The organism is Rheinheimera sp., assembly GCF_030824435.1.
In the GTDB taxonomy this organism is placed as follows: Bacteria; Pseudomonadota; Gammaproteobacteria; order Enterobacterales; family Alteromonadaceae; genus Pararheinheimera.
In genome coordinates, this window is the sequence record NZ_JAVBXS010000016.1 from 124107 (window position 1) to 141456 (window position 17350).

Here is a 17350-nt window from a genome sequence, read left to right on the forward strand (position 1 = left end):
CGTCAAAAATCTGCTGCTGGTGGAGCTGACCTTTCAGCGGCAAGGCGCGACCCGGAGTTTTTATGAACAAACGGATCTGGTTGATCCTCGCATTAGCAATACCGCTGTATCCGCTACTGACCTGGCTGGTGCTGACGTTTTATCAGGACGATCCGTCCAAAATGATCTGGAATGACAGAGAAGCTTATAACCTGAAATATATCAGCCAACTGACCGCACAAAGCCCGCTGACACAGCCCCAGTTGATTGAAAAACTAGGTGGACCTGATATTACCGAAGCTAAAAAAGTCGGCACCGATATTTATCAGCTGATGTACTACCGCACCAAAAGAGAAATTTCCGACGGCATTACCACACGGCAAGAATGTACCGCCCTGCTGTTTAAAAACCATCAGCTGATTGCTTTAGCTGAACCTGCAGTCACCCTTTATCAGCAGGCGACAGCGGACGATGCATAAAGACTGTGCTGCGCTTTTCCAGTTATACCAATATCTGGATCGTTATTATCAGCAGTCTGCTCAGGCGGCTGTGCCGGATAAAACTGTATTAATCGCCGAGCAACTGGCAGGCGAATTTTGCAAACTGGCTGATTTACAGCCCCAGCTGCTGCGCAGCCAACTGGCATTAACACCGGCCGCCCAGAGCCTGGCCAGTCAGCTTGCAATAAAACAAGCGGTGTTGTTGCATAACATCGCCAAAGCGGCAAAATGGCCGGATATCATCACTGAAGAGCTGATCGCTTGTTGTTTTTTCCGGCTGACCGCTGTGCATCAGCCACTACAACAGGCAGAAAACTCTATAGTAGAACTACTGCAACAAGCCGGTTTATTCAGTCTGAAATTGGCTGGTAACAGCTTTACCCACCGGCAATGGCGTCGTCTGCTGCATGACAGCAGCCTAAACTCTTCACAAAAACCACTTTGGCAACAAAGCCCTTATGCATCCGCAATCAGGTTCTGCAGCCAGATAAGCGCGCAAATCACACCAGCACAACACCAGGTTGCAGTTGGGCTGGAAACCGCTTTGCAGCGTTTATTACAAAAACCCTATCAGCCGCTGGATTTGCATTTTGTGAATCTGCTGGCCCAGGACAAGGGTCAGCTACATCTGACTGGCCGTTTCTGCAGCGACGGCATAGGTGAAGTAGCCTTAATCACCGAGGTAACACCTGAACTAAAAGCTTATGCACTGGATCTATCGACAAAACAGCTTAAGTCCCAGCCAAGCCAACTTTATGACAGTGGCATGAAACTGCTGTCTCCGGCACGTTTAGCTGATGCCAGTTGGCTGGAGTTATTTGTTTCAAGCCCGGCAGTCTCTGCTGCTGAGCCTTTATTAACTTTGTCCGAGTTATATCTGCTCAACCCGCAACATTCAGTAAAACAACAAGTGGCCTGGCTGGAAAGCCAGCCAAAGTTAGCGACCACCCTTTGCCATCAGGCACGCCAACTCAGCAGACAACAACTGCCGATTCGTGATTTAACCCATGCCGTAGCTCTGGTTGGCGCCGACAATTTACCCTTATTGCTACGTCTGGGCTGGCTGGCACAACATCAACACAGCTGCAGACAACCTTATGCAACATGGTTTTACCAGTTGCAACAGTGTCTGGCAGCAAGTTTTACTGTGTTAGCAAAAGCCAGTTCACAGCTCGAACTGTTGCCTTTGCAAGCACAATTGCTGGCGGGTTGTTTTTGTTTAGTGCTGATGCAAGAAGACAATTGCCGCTGGTATCCACTACAACAGTCCAATCAAACAGTGCCACTGGCGTTATTTAGTCATCAGACCAGTTGGCAACAAACCGAATTTCCACGCCTGGTCAGTCAGTTGGTGGCCAGCCTTGGTTTTCATCGTTTATGGCAGGATGCTGTTTTGTCTTACAGTCAACCTTTGGAAATGCAAGCAGCTTATAGCCATCAACAAAGTGCTAATGCATTGATTCAATTAGGTTGGATCTTGGCTGAATCTGTTTTTTACCAACCGGATCTATTGGGCACACAGTGGCAGCAACAACAAAAATCTGCGGTAAAAGCACTGGATTTACCCAATATGTCCTGGGCAATATGGCAGCAGTCAGTGCTTGAACAGCATAATTGTTATTGGCCTCTGCAACCAGATCTGTAGTTTTATTTCATCACTTTTAGTTATTTTCGGTATTAATCTGCTGTATGGGTGATAAAGGCCCGTCAACTGGAAACGAATAACGAAAAATGCTATAGTCGCGCCGTTTCCGATGTTGCCAAAACCAGTCCTGTCCCAAGGCGGATAAGACGCCGGCCAACATCCCTTCCCTGCTTGCCACATTTAAGGAACCCGCATGAGTTCACAAACTATTACCGTCATTAAAGGCGATGGCATTGGTCCAAGTATTGTTGACGCCGCCCTGGCTGTGCTGGACAAAGCCGGCTGTAACTTCAACTATGAATTTGTTGATGCTGGTCTTACTGCTTTGGAAAAAACCGGTGACTTATTGCCACAAGCCACGCTGGACGCTATTGCCCGCAATAAAATCACCTTAAAAGGCCCGCTGACAACGCCAGTTGGTGAAGGTTTTACTTCTATTAACGTGACTTTGCGCAAAAAATTTAACCTGTACTCCAACGTACGCCCGGTGATTTCGTTTAAAGGCACCAAAGCCCGTTACGACAATATCGATATCATCACAGTGCGCGAAAACACTGAAGGTATGTATTCAGGCGCTGGCCAGGTGGTAAAAAACGAAGGTGAACTGGCCGAAGCCATGAGCGTGGTCACCCGCGAAGGTTCTGAGCGTATTGTTGAATTTGCTTTTGAGCTGGCGCGCCGTGAAAACCGCAAAAAAGTCACTATTGTGCATAAAGCCAATATTCTGAAGTCAACTTCTGGTTTATTCCTGAAAACAGCACGTGAAGTGGCTGCCCGTTATCCGGATATTCAGGCTGTTGAAATGATTGTTGATAACGCCTGTATGCAGCTGGTGATGAACCCACAACAATTTGATGTGATAGTGACCACCAACCTGTTTGGCGATATTTTATCTGACTTATGTGCCGGTTTAGTTGGCGGTTTAGGTATGGCGCCAGGTGCCAATATCGGCAAAGATTGCGCCGTATTTGAAGCTGTGCACGGCAGTGCACCTGATATTGCAGGTAAAAACCTGGCCAACCCAAGTTCAGTGATTTTGGCTTCTATCCAGATGCTGGAATACCTGGGTATGCAGGAGCAAGCGAAAAAAATCCTCGCTGCTTTAACAGATGTAATTGCCAGTGGCGACCGTACCACCCGCGATTTAGGCGGCACACACGGCACCACAGACTTTACCGCTGCCATGCTGGAACGTCTGTAACACAAAATTTGTCTGCTCCGGATAACTCTGGTGCCAACAATAATAAACACAAAAACCGCAGCTTTTGACTGCGGTTTTTTATGCGGTCAAAGCTGGCGGCTCTGCTTTGGCAAAACTGTCAGGGGGCGGACAAAACCCGGCATCACAGCAACAGAGCTGTTGCCCGCAATGAAAGCGTGGCAACACAATGCAGTTTTACCGCAAATATTCGTAAGCAAAACCCTGATACAGCTCAAGTCTGATTATTTTTTGCTATGGTATGCTCTAAAGCCAACTAACTGTATTTACAGAGGATGTCCTGATGGAGTGGTTTGCCAGCCTGTATACCAGTATCGAACGCACCTTCTTTTATAGTTTAAGTCGCAAAATAGCCGGAAACATCGGCTTTCTGATGGTCATTTTCTGGCTGGCGCTGTACGGCGCTTACCCCACAGAAGGCAATGCCAGTAGCGTTTGGTGGTCCACCTTAATACTGGGCACTTTTGCTTTTATTTTTACCATCTTTTACCTGATGTATTTAATAGTGCGGCCGGTGCAGGCGCTGGTGAAGGCTTTGCACGAAGCCAACAGCAAAGGCACAGATCTGGAACACAGATTGCCGGCTTTTACCTATGATGAATTCCGCAGTTTATCGGAAGAATACAATCAGTTTGTCAGCCAGCTCGGCCAGTTGCTGACAGGTTTACATCAGCAAGCGCAACATACCCACCAGATCAACGAACAGGTCAGTTCAGCAGTAAAAACCACCCGTCATCATTTGCAGGACACTGAACAGCGCAGCGAAAAAATCCGGGGCGAAAGTGATCATGTATTGGATCATTTAGCCAGCATTGTCAGCAACAGCGATCAGATGAACCAGGTGGCCCAAACCACAGTACAAAAAGCCGCTAATGCCAGTGTGGGCATGAGCACATTATCCAAACAACTCAGTGGTATTGTCAGTTTGCTGGAAACCTTTGGCGACACAGTGCAGGGTTTACAACAAAATTCGGAAAACGTGCGGCAAATTCTGCAAATGGTAGAGAACTTCTCCGATCAAACAAATTTGCTTGCGCTGAATGCTGCCATTGAAGCCGCCCGTGCCGGTGAAGCTGGCCGTGGTTTTGCCGTGGTCGCCGACGAAGTACGTACCCTGGCCGCCAAAGTAAATGACGCCACCAGACAAATTTCGGTGTTTCTCAATGACATGGAACGGCTGGTACGGGAAACCAAAACTGAAACCGAACGACTTAATGAACAGGCCAAAGGGGCACAACAGGATATCAGTAGCACCAGCGACGATTTTATCCAGTTGCAACAACAGCTGGATCAAGCACAACAAGGGGTGTTGCATATCACCAGTTCAGTGCTGGATTTGGAAAAACGCTATCAACAAACCCACCAGCATCTGACGGCGATTGAACAAGGTACCACTGATGCTTACCAGCAGATGTCAGCTATTGAAACCGCCGGCCAGACTTTATTGCAGGCAACTGCCGAAACTCAGCAGCAGCTGGGTCGTTTTGGTCACAGACAAAGCTCAGACCGTTCGCGCTGAAGATAAAGCATTTACCAGCTGCAAAACACCGGGGTGCGTTAGTTTGCGCTCCGGTGAAATGGCATAAAACACTTCCCGCACAGCGTCACTGCGACCTATCACCTGTACTTCATATTGCTGACAAATTTTTTGTTCTATCTGCGTCGGCGCAGAAAAAATGCCCAGCCCCTGCTGGCCAAAAGCTTTCATCATGGCGCTGTCGTCAAACTCAGCAACTATTTGTGGTGCTATACCCTGTTGTTCAAACCAGGCTTCCAGCCGCTGCCGGATAATGGATCTTTTACTTTGCAACAACATCGGCTGTTGGTGTAAACAGGCCGGAAACTGTTGTTGTGGCAGCTTTTTCAGCAGCTTTGTGCTGGCAAAAAAACTGGTGCCGGATTCAGTAATTTCGTGGTTATAAGCTTTAATGGAGCTGCCTGGTGATAAGGGTTCGTCAGTGAGCACCAGGTCCAGTTTATTGACCGCCAGCTCGGCCAATAAAGCATTCTGCTCCCCTTCCCGACAAATCAACCGAAGCTGTTGCGGCAATGAAAAAACCGGTTTAAGCAGTTCATAAATAAAAGCTTTGGGCAACACGTCCGTAATACCCACAGTAAAAGTTTGCCACTGCGTCACTGTATGGTGTTTCAGCACGGAACGCAGTTCATCACCAAGCTGAAAAATGTCTTCAGCATAACGAAATGTCACCCGCCCCATTTCAGTCAAAGACCACTTTTTGCCGGTTCGGTTAAACAAGGCGCTACCAGTACTGTGTTCCAGTGCACTGATTTGGCCGCTGATGGTTTGGGGCGTGATATGCAAAAGTTCACTGATCCTCGCGATACTGCCTTCACGCGCCACCAGATAAAAATAATACAGCTGATTAAAGTTGACAGGGGTCACACCTTCACCTTCGGTTTTAACGAACTTTTTGTTAGTTATATTCGAGTTTACCTTACAAAAGCAAGGCGGTATAACTGTCGGCAATTGTGCAGCAAACCATTTCCGTTAATTGAAATGGGAATCTTTAATCAAAAACCTGAGGGCATGACTATGGATACATTGCATCGTCAAAGTTATAGCGGTCAGCTTTTGGCCGTTGATACCAATAAAGTTTTACGCAACACCTATACCCTGCTTTCCATGACACTGGCATTCAGTGCCTTGATGGCCGGCCTCAGCAGCAGCCTGAATTTACCGCACCCCGGCCTTATCATCACGCTGGTTGGTTATTTTGGCTTGTTGTTTTTCACCACTAAGTTTCGCAACAGCGCTTTAGGCCTGGTGGGTGTGTTTGGCCTGACAGGTTTTATGGGTTACACCCTGGGTCCAATTATCAACCGTTATCTGGCCATGCCAAATGGCAGTGAAATAGTGATGCTGGCGATGGCCGGTACCGCCACTATTTTCTTTGCACTTTCGGCTTATGCGCTGGTGAAAAAAACCAACTTCAGTTTTATGGGCAGTTTTTTAACTGTGGGTATTCTGGTGGCTTTTCTGGCCGGTTTAGGTGCGGTGTTTTTTGAGATTGCTGCTTTAAGTCTGGCGGTTTCTGCCATGTTTGTGCTGCTAATGTCGGGCATGATCTTATGGCAAACCAGTGAGATAGTGCATGGTGGTGAAACCAATTACATCATGGCCACTGTCAGTTTGTTTGTGTCCATCTTTAACCTGTTCACCAGCTTATTGCAGTTGCTGGGTTTTATGAACAGTGACGACTAGTAACCTTTTCCAACTTGTTGTTTTATTGCTGATGTTCCCACAGCCCCTTGAGCGTAAAATGAATCCGCTCTTTGCCCCCGGTTTCGGGGGCTTTTTTTTGCTGTCATTTAACTGCTTGCCGGGTGCAGGTTATGCAAACCGGTTTTATAACAACTTTTGCAGATAATAACGTTTCCCACAAAGCGGATAATCTTCCTGCACAAACACCAACTGATAACCAAGCTGCTGATAAAAAGGCCGCGCCTGAAAATCCAGCGTGTCGAGCAGCACAAAACGGCAACCTCGGCTTCTGGCAATATTCTCAGCTTCCAGCATTAAACTTTTACCATAACCCTGACCACGACAACTGTCGTCCACCCACAAATAATCCAGCATAAACCAGTTACCAAAAGTGCGGCCCGATAAACCAGCCAGCAGCACGCCATTGCTTGCCGTTATTTTTAAACCCAGCGGCTGGCGCAACGAAGCATCCCAGTGTCTGGCATTAAATTTTACAATCTGTTGTTTTATCGCTTCGGCAAACTCTGGCGAATTATCCGGTTTAATAGGTACTGACATCATGCTCACTCCGGAAAATTTTTCTGTATAGAAGGTGGCAAATTTAAAATGTTGTGATGATGGGGCTGCAGCACACAACATGAGATTGCTAGTTTCACTGCAATAAAGCGGCACAATACGCAGTAAATCAGCAAAATACAAAAAATAAATTTAATGAAATTAAAGCGCTAAGCTGCTGAAAGTACAGCTTAATAATTAATTTTATTGATAAATACGCCTAACATTAAACAATCTTTTAGAAATAAAGTTTGACGCCCTGTTTAAAAGCTATACAATGGCGACAGTTTGAAAGTCAGTACCATATTTATGCACACCGAACAGTTACTGTTGTATTAGTACGTCCTGTATTCATAAGTCATAGCACCACTTCCAGCACCACCGCCTGATACCAGGCATATTAATTAAATAGATACAGGATATTTATCATGTCTAATACAACTACCGGTACAGTAAAATGGTTCAACGAAACTAAAGGTTTTGGTTTCATCGAACAAGCTTCAGGTCCAGACGTTTTCGCTCACTTCAGCGCAATCGCCAGCACTGGCTTCAAAACACTGCAGGAAGGCCAACGCGTGTCTTTCACAGTAACTCAGGGCCAGAAAGGTCCTCAGGCTGAGAAAATCGTTGTTCTGTAATTAGAACTCCGACTTTGGTAAGTTAACCTTACCAAACCAAATCAGGGCAACTCTTCGGATGTTGCCCTTTTTTATGTCCACGGAAGGACGGTATGCCGCTGTTGCAGGGAGCATTCAACGGCGATGTCCACGGAAGGACGGTATGCCATTGTTGCAGGGAGCATTCAGCGGCGATGTCCACGGAAGGACGGTATGCCGTTGTTGCATGAAGCACTCTTCACTTAGCGGCGATGTCCACGGAATGGATCAAATAAATGGGGTCAGAGTTTTGCTCTGACCCCATTTATTTTCTGTAATGCCTTCGGGCTGTTTATTTTTCATCAAATGCAGCCTGATGCTGCAGTAACACAGGATTAAATTGTGAGCAATTTAACATTTGCCAGTTTGGCTCTCCCTCAGGCGCTGGTCGAAAATCTGACCGGCATGGGTTACACCGAAATGACGCCTATTCAGGCGGCTTCTTTGCCGAAGATACTGAGCGGTAAAGATATTATTGGCCAGGGCAAAACCGGCTCAGGCAAAACCGCTGCTTTTGGCCTCGGTATTCTTGGCAAACTTGAAGTGAAACGTTTTCGTGTACAAAGCCTGGTGCTTTGCCCTACCCGCGAACTGGCTGATCAGGTTGCAGGCGAGATCCGCAAACTGGGCCGTAGTATTCATAACATTAAAGTGCTGACCTTGTGTGGTGGTGTGCCTTTTGGCCCTCAGCTTGGCAGTCTGGAACACGGCGCTCATATTATTGTCGGTACACCTGGCCGGGTGGAAGAGCATTTAACCAAAGGTTCGTTAAAACTGGATGATTTAACCACTTTGGTTTTGGATGAAGCCGACCGTATGCTGGAAATGGGTTTTCAACCCGCTTTGGACGCCATTGTTGCTTTTGCACCAAAACAGCGACAAACCTTGTTGTTCAGTGCCACTTATCCAAAACAAATTGAAGCCATGGCAGCTGCACTGATGCAAAACCCTGAGCTGATTAAAGTAGAGTCAAGCCATAACAACCTCAGCATCAGTCAGCACTTTTTTAAAGTAAACTCCAATGCCGATCGTCTGCAAGCGGTGAAACGACTGCTACTGGCGCATAAACCTGTCAGTTCAGTGGTGTTTTGTAATACCCGCAAAGAAACCCAGGAAGTGGCAGATGCACTGCATGATGCTGGTTTTAGCGTATTGGCATTGCATGGTGATTTAGAGCAGCGCGACCGCGACCAGACGCTGGTGCGTTTTGCCAGTAAATCAGTGTCGGTGCTGGTGGCAACAGATGTAGCAGCCCGTGGTCTGGACATCGACGCGCTGGACGCCGTCATTAACTATCAGCTGGCGCACGATGTTGACACTCACACCCACCGTATTGGCCGTACCGGTCGTGCCGGCAGCTCAGGCATCGCCTGTAGCCTGTTTAACGATCAGGACGGTTATAAAATGGGTTTATTAGAAGACATGCTGGGCGGCACCATTGAACCTGAAGCACTGCCGGATGAAGCTGTGCTGCAACAAATGCCACCAAAACCACCGATGGTCAGCCTGTGGATTGATGCTGGGAAAAGGCAAAAACTACGCGCCGGTGATGTGCTGGGTGCTTTGACGGCCGATCAACAATTGGGCCGTGATCACATCGGCAAAATCAGTTTATTTGATGACTGGGCTTATGTGGCTGTGCGGATGGACATCGTAAAAATTGCGCTCAGTATGTTCAGTCAGGGCATTAAAGGCCGCAATATCCGTGTGCGCCAGGTGAGCTAAGCCCCGGGGCTTTTTGTTAATTCTGCTTTTCTTGTTGGCTGTTGGTGGCGTTATCTGAAGATAACACTACCAACAGCTGGTCAAAATCGCCATTTATTGGTGACATCCTGTATCCCCCCACAACCAAATACTGCTAAACAACTGATTTATAATAAGAATATAGATGGTCTTTATTTTGCAGAAGCCTGATATCAATAAAGATACAAGGGGATGGTGATGAGTCTGCTTCGATTAATTTTTAATATCTGCTGGTTTTTAATGGGTGGTTTGCTGATGGGACTGGCCTGGTGGCTGGCTGGTCTTTTATGTTTTATCAGTATTATTGGTATTCCGTTTGGCCGCAGCTGTTTTGTCATTGGTCAGCTGGCGTTCTGGCCCTTTGGTCAGGAAAGTATCAACAGACGTTATCTGCAAAAATACGACGATATAGGCACAGGTGGTTTAGGCCTGCTTGGCAATATTATCTGGTTTATATTTGCCGGTTTTTGGCTGGCGCTGGGTCATCTGCTGCACGCAGTGGCTTGTTTTATCACTATTATTGGTATTCCCTTTGGCCTGCAACATCTGAAACTGGCCATGCTGACTTTAAGCCCTATAGGCCAGACTATTGTGGATAAAAGGACAGCCTGAACAACGCACACTTAAGTTACACCGGGAATTGATCCTATCGCTGAAACAGGCTGATCAATCAGTTTGTTACGGCAACAGCTGCGAAGCTGGTGTCAGTGCCCGACCCAATAAGGCAAAATAACTGAGCCAACAGTTGGCAAATTGTTGGCTCAGCATAGCTTGCGGATATAAACCCGCCCTTGCTGCTGGCCCCGTTAAACAACCAGAGACTAAAAAGCTGTTTTTAACTGGCTGTAGCTCCAGCATCTGCTCAAAAGCACGGGCGGCCATTTCTTCCGGCATAGCGTAATAAAACTGCTTATGCGCCAAATCAACATCGCGGCAATGGGCAAAAAAAGCACTCTCCCCCTGCCCCGACTGATGCAAAAACAATAAACTAAACGCCTGATGCAGATAGTTATTGAGCGGATGCTCAATAAAAGAGGGACGGGATAACCACAATTTACTGGCAAAGCTGTTGCGGGGTGCGTCTTTAAACATTTTGCCGGCAATATAATGATCAAAAGCATGAAACCATTCGTGTGCCAGACTACCACCGCCGGCATTTTTTGCCAGTGCCAGAATCCGGCCTTGTGGCTGATAATGGGCACAACTGCCAGGCCTACCGCCAATACCAAAAGTTAAAGCCAGGCTTTCATTCAGTGAAATTACCTGATTGGGCACCTGCAATAACAACTGCAAATCACACAAGGCATCAAAGAACAAATTGGCGGCTATTTGTTGTTCAGCCGCTGTTACCCAGCGGCCTATACGGATGCTCTGAAAACCAAAAATTTTTACCAGATCGGCAAAACTCACATCAGCACCGGCTCTGTGCTCTGGCCCATTACGAAAATAAGGCCTTGTTAATCTGCCGCTGACGCCAGCTTGTTGCTGCACTTTGTGGTTACCGCGCACTATATTAAGGATTAAGGCAATTTAAGCTGACGGCCACCATCCAGCGCCAGCACCCGGCCTGTGATATAACGGCTTTGCAGCAAATATTGAATGGTAGCCAGCACCTCGCCAGCGCCAGGCTCAATACCAAGCAAGGATTTCGCCAAAGCTTTTTGTTTATAGGCTTCGTCATCACCCTGGTTAAACATTAATAACGCCGGTGCTATGGCATTTACTTTAATTGTTGGCGCCAACAACCTGGCCTGTGAAAAAGTCAGGTTTTCCAGTGCGGCTTTAGATGCGGCATAAGCCTGATGTTTTTCACTGCCAACAGCAGCAACAAAATCGCTGATATGAATGATATCGGCCATGGCATCTGCTGCAGAATTAGCAAGCTGCGCCTGCAACAAAGGCAATAAAGCCCGGTTTAGCAAATAAGGCGTTTTGGCATGAATGGCCATCATGGCGTCAAAAACCTCATTGTCTGCTTCGAGCTGTGCTGCAAGATTGCCATCAGTCAGCAAAGGTTGGTCTTTTTTCCAGTCAGAAGCGTTATGAATAATGGCTCTGAGTGTTGGTGTCACAGCCTGAATAGCTTGAACTAGTTGCTGCACACTTTTGATGTCTGTTAAATCGGCCTGCAGACAAATCACACCGGCGTCTTCCAGCATATCCACAGCTGCATGTCTGGTACGGTAACTGATGATCAGCTGATAACCCTGCTGCTGCAGCTTTTGTGCACAATAAAGACCAACACGTTGTGCTCCGCCTGTTAAAAAAATTACGTCTTTCATCAACAACTCCAGATGGCTTGGGCGCAAGGCCTATTGTGCCATAGCTTGTGGCAAAACGGCTTTAGCCTTTGTATTGGCTGGGGCAATAAGCGCGGCTGATTTGTGGATTGCGTAGCTGAAGATGTTTAGTGACACGGCCACTAACCCGCGCCCGCCAACGCCTAAAGGCTGATGCGGTCAGATGGCGACGCATCAGTAACCTGAGCGCAGCTTCGTTCAGACCATACAAATGTTCAATAGCTTCAAAGGGGGTGCGATCTTCCCAGGCCATTTCGATAATACGGGACAAATCCGCAGCAGAAAAATCGGACCAAGTCATACTCATTTTGATGTTATTTCACGGGAAGTTACTGATTTTACGTTGCTTGAGCGGGACTGGATCAACCTTTGGACAAAGCTTTAACCAGAGTTGTTAAGCTTAGCCAGGCAAAAATAATAGCAAAAATGTCTGATTGATTTAGCAAGAAGTAAAACGAGCTGCCGCCTGCACAGCAGCTCATACTTAAGGCTGAATGTTTAAGCTGCTTTTACCCAGGCCGCACACCAGCCATTGTTATTCACCAGTTTGCCAGGGAAGATATTACAAGGGCGCCACTCGGCTTTGGCATCCCCTTTAATTTGCATACAGTTACTGCAGGTAGAACCTTCAACTGTGGATTTATGCACATATTTCATTGCAACTGCCAGCGGATCATCAAGCTTCACCTGCTCTTCAGCAAATACACGCAGGCTGGTGCCGCCCATAGTGACGCCAATCAGGGTGGCTGTGGACAATTTCAGAAAATTACGACGATCGAGTTGACTCATAGTGTTGCTCCTGTTGTTTTTTAGTCTTGCCAGCAGATCTACGTCTGCCGCTTGAGTATGGATGATTATCCATAGTTAGAAAGCGGAAGTTTTTGATCAAGCGCATAAAAACAACAGCTGCCCAGCCCAAAAGCAACAAAAATCAATCAAAGATTGCCCACCATAACTACAGCAAGTGGCTCCATATGCCCACAGCAGTCTTTGATGGTTGCTCCTTCTGCGTTAATACCGTTTTTTGCCTGGGATCAACAACACCAGACTCAACAATAACAGCAGCGGCACCAGCACCAGTTGATTAAATACATCTGCTTCCATACGCAGATTTAGCCACAACACAGCGCCCCACTGCATCAATAACGCTAATCCATGCCAGTAAGTCTGTTTCATAAAAGCTCCTTGTGAATGCTTGGGTGGACTTTCACTTTACAAGCTGAGGTGAAACGCCTAAAGTGGCATTAATGACATTAAAAAGGCGAATAAAGACAAAATGAATCAGGTGGTGATTGTGATTTACCCAGGAGTTTGTCTGGGACAAGTCTGCGGCATGCAGGATTATTTTCGTTTTTGTAACGAGCTGGCACGACACCAGAATCCGGAACAAGGGCCTTTGTATCAGGTGCAGCTGATGCATATCAGCGGTGAGTTACAGTATCAGGATGGGATCATCAGCCTGAACTGCCTGCCGTTGTCCTTACAGAACGCCAGTTTAGTGTTGATACCGGGCAGTTATGCCCATAGCAGTTCAGCTTTAATTGCCATAGCGCAAAAGTTTCAGCAACAACAGGCGCTGTTCAGTGCAGTTCATCAAAAAGGTGTGCCTATTGCCGCCAGTTGCAACGGCAGTTTTGCCCTGGCAGCTACAGGGCTGCTGAATGACAAAAGCGCCACCACCTGCTGGTTTCTGGCCGATTTTTTCCGTGAACTTTACCCACAGGTTGCTTTAACAGTTGATGAAAAAATTCAGCAGGCCGACGGTTTGTATACGGCCGGAGCGACCAGCGCTTATATTGAACTTTGCCTTTACCTGACCCAGTTACAACAAGGGGCCCGTTTTAGCCAGCAAATGGCCAAAATTATGCTGACCGATCCCCATTGTGCTTCCCAGGCGCCTTATTTAACCTTGCAACAATTATTGCCACATCAGGACGATAAAATTGCCCAGGTACAACAATACCTGCGTAGCCATCTGGCACAAAATATTGAACTGGCGGCGCTGGCCGACCATTTTGCCATGACCCCCAGAACCTTATTAAGACGGTTTAAACAAAGTACAGGCGATACGCCTATGGCATATTTACAAAAGTTGCGGATTGAAAAAGCCAAACACTTGCTGGAGAGCAGTTTATTGCCGGTGGAGCAATTGTTGCCTGTGGTGGGTTATGAAGATTTGTCGTCTTTTCGCAAGTTGTTTCAGCAATACACCAGCCTGACCCCTAAAGCTTACCGCGACAGGTTTTATCTGGCCGAAAAACACTAAGCGCAATGTTAAATTTCACTGATATAAAAACCGTTGCGACCATTGGCTTTAGCCTGATACAAGGCATTGTCGGCCCGGCGTAACATAGTGTCATAATCGGCGGTACTGGCAGCGTTAATACAACAGATGCCAATACTGATGCTGACATAGTCACCCGCCAGATTATATTGATGCGGCAAGGCTGCCTGACGGAACAACTGCAACAGCTGAGCTGCAATGGCGGCGGCACCTGTGGCATTGGTGTCCGGTAAAATAGCCACAAACTCTTCACCACCATAACGGGCCACCAAATCACTGCCGCGGTTAATACCCTGCTGCAATAACTGCGCAATACGCAACAAAGTGTCATCACCGGCCTGATGGCCGTAGTGGTCGTTGTAAGCTTTAAAACAGTCGACATCAATCATCAGCAGGGTTAAAGGCCATTGCTGGCGTTGTGACTGCACCAAAGCCTGAGTAAATTGCAGTTCAAAAGCACGTCTGTTAGCAAGGCCGGTTAAACTGTCGGTGTAAGACAGCTGCTGCAGTTCCTGCTGCTGTGTGGCCACTGTACTGGCAAAATAAGCAAAAGAACGGGCAATAGCAGCAATTTCATCGTGGCCTTCAATCTGAAAAGCCGTTGGTTTGCCTTGCACCTGTAACAATACATTGTGATTCAGCTGTTCCAGCCGCCGCACCACCCTGCGGTGGATCAGCGCTATAGCCACCAGCAAAAACAAAATGACCAATAAAGCACCGGATAAAATCTGCCTGTTGTCCTGTTGCAGTTGCTGCTGAATTTGCGCCGCATCGGCAAGCACAGTGCCGCTGATATCATAAGCACTGTTTTCGGCAAGGCGTGCATAATCCAGCACCAGATTGCGGACAAAATTGCCCCTGCCGGTGGCCCGGCCACCAATACTGAGCTGCTGCTCACGTAGCGGAAACAAGCCATCAGTTTCCAGCAACAAAGAACGCAGTTTTAAATCAGATTTTTCCGCCAGCAAAGCGTAATTTTCCGGCAAAGCGACCCTGGCCTGACGCTGGCGCAACATTTGTTGTTCTATCTGCTGTTGCAACTGGCGCAGCTGCATAATACGGTTAGAACCACCGGCCTTGCCTGACAAAGCAACTACACCGGCAAACTCCAGCAACCACAGGCTATGGCGTTGTTCATCCGCCAGAGTCAGCTTGCTGGTATGCAACTGCACCTGTTCATACAACTGATAAATTTGTTGCTGGCGGCTTTGCACCTTAGTCTGCAGCTCCAGCCGCTGTGACATCAGCTGGTTCAGGTTGTCGATTTCTTCAGTCAACGCCACCAATTGTGCGTTTTGATATAAACCTGTTTGCCATGTTTTGGTCAGGTTCTGCAGCCCCTGTAAATTCAGCTGAATATCCTGATACAAATTATGCCGCACCGCCTGACTGGGCGCCCGGCTTAAGCCTTCGGTTAAAAAAAGTAACTGATTGATTTGACTGTAAACCCTGCTCGATTGCACCACAGCCGGAATGGCAGAACCCGTGATATTCTGCAACAAATGCTGAAAACTACCCAGACGGTTTTGCACCAGCGCCGCCATAGCAATAAACAATAACAACACCAGCAAAGAGGTTAAGGTCAACATCATAGTGATGGAATAACGACGCCGTACCGGCACTGCTGTCATATTGTTCATGGCGTGTTGCGCCCCAGATCCTGTAGCCGGCCTTCTACCTCAGGCGCTATTTGGTGTTGTTGCTTGATATAATCCACCACCACTTCAGCCACCAGTTTATTCATCTGATTGGGATAATTAAGCTGGGGTAACTCAGTCAACATTTTATAACCATCTCCGCCGCTGGCCAGATAATCAAAAGTAGCCAGCCGGTAGTTTTTGCGCAGATCCAAAGTTTTGCCCTGCACTGTGACGTCAAGCACTCTTTTGCCGACAACATTACTACTGTTAAAACGCACCTGCATACCGGACACCTGGGCAAAACGGCCACGTAACAATTCAAATTCACTCAACGCATTTTCCAGCGCCGACCACAATTGCTGACCGGTAATTTGCAATAACACCACCTGATTACGATAAGGCAACTCCATCGAAATATCCCTGCGGGTTAAAGTGGTGCCGGCCGCATATTGTTTTTCGCCTCTGATATTGCCTGAGTTTAATAAAGCGATATCAGCTCCCGCATGTTGCCGGACAGCATCAGCCATCAGATTGGCAAAGGCATTTTCTTCACTGCGCACTGAACGCCGGCTGCTGTCCAAAGCAACAGTAGTGACCCCGATTTTTTCACCGAGCAACTGCTCCAGTCTGGCACTGTGATTTTTCACTACATTCAGCACCCTGGGCTCGGGCGCAAAGTTTTTCAGTAACACAATCTGTGGTTTTACCTGCAAAGTGGCGGGCGCTGACTTCTGCCAGCTTAAATCCAGCACCGCCACTTGTGACGATGCCATCAGATTAATATGACGTGTTGATGCGGGCGCCTTAGCGTCTGAGGTCAGCCGGAACAATTCGTTTTTACGCAAAGCCAAATCTATCACCTGTTGTGTCAACAGCTGGTCGATAAAATCAAAACTGGCGCTGTACAACAATACCACCAGCTCGGCACCGGCCTGACGTAATAACATCGCCTGCTCACGCACCGCAGTTTTTGCATCAAAAATCATTACTCTTTTCAGCGGATATTGTTCATGTGCAGCCGGCGACAACACCGCTATGACCCCAAGTTTAATATCTCCTTGTTGTACCAGCACACTGCTTTCCAGCCCGTCTAAATTCGCACCTGTAATGGGGTCAAATAAATTACTGGCGACCAAAGGAAAAGAGGCTTCATAACTGCGCTGCGACAATTCATCTTCAAAAAAACTGAACTCCCTTTTGGCCACGCCCATGGCGTCGGGTTCAAGCAAATTCAGCAAGTCAATAATATGGGCGCCACGGTCAAAAGAGGACAAAGTGCTGGGGCCTAAACTGTCGCCACCAAACAGAAAAAACAGCGGCTCCGGCGCACGCCGGTATTGTTTGAGCAAAGTGGCAAGTTCGGCATAATCACCATGTTCAGTTTCGGCAATACGGGGAATTTCGGAGGTAAACACCAGACGTGCCTGACGTTGGCTATTGTTATTTTCAGTGCCATGGCCGGCAAAAGCTGGCCACTGCATGACACAACAACCAAACAAGATCAGCAGGCTGAGCCAGCTGAAAAAACCACTGAGATTAACTTGTGCAGATTTCAACTTAGTTACCCCTGCCACTTAGATTACAGCTGTTGCCAGAAAGAAGACTG

The 17350-nt window shown here is 47.5% G+C and carries 18 protein-coding genes; 9 read left to right on the forward strand and 9 right to left on the reverse strand.

What is annotated here, in order from left to right:
• Positions 1–62 precede the first annotated feature (62 nt).
• The 4 genes from RCH83_RS02880 (at position 63) to RCH83_RS02895 (ending at position 4862) form a co-directional block, all read left to right on the forward strand.
• Complete coding sequence (locus RCH83_RS02880) at positions 63–458, forward strand: DUF3192 domain-containing protein (RefSeq protein ID WP_306518845.1); 396 nt, start codon at positions 63–65, stop codon at positions 456–458.
• A complete protein-coding gene (locus RCH83_RS02885) occupies positions 451–2124 on the forward strand; it encodes a hypothetical protein (protein WP_306518847.1) in 1674 nt (557 codons plus the stop codon). Before RCH83_RS02880 ends, RCH83_RS02885 begins: the two co-directional genes overlap by 8 nt.
• Before the next feature lie 193 nt (positions 2125–2317).
• Complete coding sequence (locus RCH83_RS02890; protein ID WP_306518849.1) at positions 2318–3325, forward strand: isocitrate dehydrogenase; 1008 nt, start codon at positions 2318–2320, stop codon at positions 3323–3325.
• A 301-nt stretch (positions 3326–3626) separates the two neighbouring features.
• A complete protein-coding gene (locus RCH83_RS02895; RefSeq protein ID WP_306518851.1) occupies positions 3627–4862 on the forward strand; it encodes a methyl-accepting chemotaxis protein in 1236 nt (411 codons plus the stop codon).
• Here RCH83_RS02895 and nhaR read toward each other — a convergent pair.
• Entirely contained in the window at positions 4845–5747 is a 903-nt protein-coding gene (nhaR, locus tag RCH83_RS02900; RefSeq protein WP_306518853.1) for a transcriptional activator NhaR, read from the reverse strand. The genes RCH83_RS02895 and nhaR overlap by 18 nt on opposite strands.
• A 159-nt stretch (positions 5748–5906) precedes the next feature.
• On the opposite strand from nhaR, the gene RCH83_RS02905 reads away from it, so the two are divergent.
• A complete protein-coding gene (locus tag RCH83_RS02905) occupies positions 5907–6566 on the forward strand; it encodes a Bax inhibitor-1/YccA family protein (protein ID WP_373689735.1) in 660 nt (219 codons plus the stop codon).
• A gap of 144 nt (positions 6567–6710) precedes the next feature.
• Here RCH83_RS02905 and RCH83_RS02910 read toward each other — a convergent pair whose 3' ends face one another.
• Positions 6711–7127 (reverse strand): GNAT family N-acetyltransferase, encoded by a 417-nt coding sequence (locus RCH83_RS02910; RefSeq protein WP_306518857.1) that lies wholly within the window; start codon positions 7125–7127, stop codon positions 6711–6713.
• 422 nt (positions 7128–7549) lie between these two features.
• Here RCH83_RS02910 and RCH83_RS02915 point away from each other — a divergent pair, with 422 nt between their 5' ends.
• From RCH83_RS02915 to RCH83_RS02925, 3 genes are all read left to right on the forward strand, one after another.
• Entirely contained in the window at positions 7550–7759 is a 210-nt protein-coding gene (locus RCH83_RS02915; protein WP_068064442.1) for a cold-shock protein, read from the forward strand.
• 360 nt (positions 7760–8119) lie between these two features.
• Positions 8120–9502, forward strand: coding sequence for an ATP-dependent RNA helicase DbpA (gene dbpA, locus RCH83_RS02920; RefSeq protein WP_306518859.1), 1383 nt, complete (start codon positions 8120–8122; stop codon positions 9500–9502).
• Between the two features lie 216 nt (positions 9503–9718).
• Positions 9719–10132 (forward strand): YccF domain-containing protein, encoded by a 414-nt coding sequence (locus RCH83_RS02925; RefSeq protein WP_306518861.1) that lies wholly within the window; start codon positions 9719–9721, stop codon positions 10130–10132.
• A 66-nt stretch (positions 10133–10198) separates the two neighbouring features.
• Here RCH83_RS02925 and RCH83_RS02930 read toward each other — a convergent pair whose 3' ends face one another.
• The 5 genes from RCH83_RS02930 to RCH83_RS02950 all read right to left on the reverse strand — a co-directional run bounded on the left by RCH83_RS02930 (position 10199) and on the right by RCH83_RS02950 (position 12996).
• On the reverse strand, positions 10199–11011 hold the full coding sequence (locus RCH83_RS02930) for a CLCA_X family protein (RefSeq protein WP_306518863.1): 813 nt from the start codon (positions 11009–11011) through the stop codon (positions 10199–10201).
• A gap of 29 nt (positions 11012–11040) precedes the next feature.
• Positions 11041–11802, reverse strand: a complete 762-nt coding sequence (gene folM / locus RCH83_RS02935; RefSeq protein ID WP_306518865.1) for a dihydromonapterin reductase — start codon at positions 11800–11802, stop codon at positions 11041–11043.
• 61 nt (positions 11803–11863) lie between these two features.
• Positions 11864–12127 carry a TIGR03643 family protein gene (locus RCH83_RS02940; protein WP_306518867.1) on the reverse strand — a complete coding sequence of 88 codons (264 nt, stop codon included), beginning with the start codon at positions 12125–12127 and terminating at the stop codon, positions 11864–11866.
• Positions 12128–12318: 191 nt separating this feature from the next.
• The gene (locus RCH83_RS02945) at positions 12319–12609 is read right to left on the reverse strand and encodes a high-potential iron-sulfur protein (protein ID WP_306518869.1); all 291 of its coding nucleotides are present in this window, start codon (positions 12607–12609) and stop codon (positions 12319–12321) included.
• A 222-nt stretch (positions 12610–12831) separates the two neighbouring features.
• Complete coding sequence (locus RCH83_RS02950) at positions 12832–12996, reverse strand: hypothetical protein (RefSeq protein ID WP_306518871.1); 165 nt, start codon at positions 12994–12996, stop codon at positions 12832–12834.
• A 100-nt stretch (positions 12997–13096) separates the two neighbouring features.
• Here RCH83_RS02950 and RCH83_RS02955 point away from each other — a divergent pair, with 100 nt between their 5' ends.
• Positions 13097–14086 carry a GlxA family transcriptional regulator gene (locus RCH83_RS02955; protein WP_306518873.1) on the forward strand — a complete coding sequence of 330 codons (990 nt, stop codon included), beginning with the start codon at positions 13097–13099 and terminating at the stop codon, positions 14084–14086.
• An 8-nt stretch (positions 14087–14094) separates the two neighbouring features.
• Here RCH83_RS02955 and RCH83_RS02960 read toward each other — a convergent pair whose 3' ends face one another.
• A complete protein-coding gene (locus RCH83_RS02960; RefSeq protein WP_306518875.1) occupies positions 14095–15744 on the reverse strand; it encodes a diguanylate cyclase in 1650 nt (549 codons plus the stop codon).
• Positions 15741–17300, reverse strand: a complete 1560-nt coding sequence (locus RCH83_RS02965) for a bifunctional UDP-sugar hydrolase/5'-nucleotidase (RefSeq protein WP_306518877.1) — start codon at positions 17298–17300, stop codon at positions 15741–15743. The genes RCH83_RS02960 and RCH83_RS02965 overlap by 4 nt, the downstream gene beginning before the upstream one ends.
• Between the last annotated feature and the right edge of the window lie 50 nt (positions 17301–17350).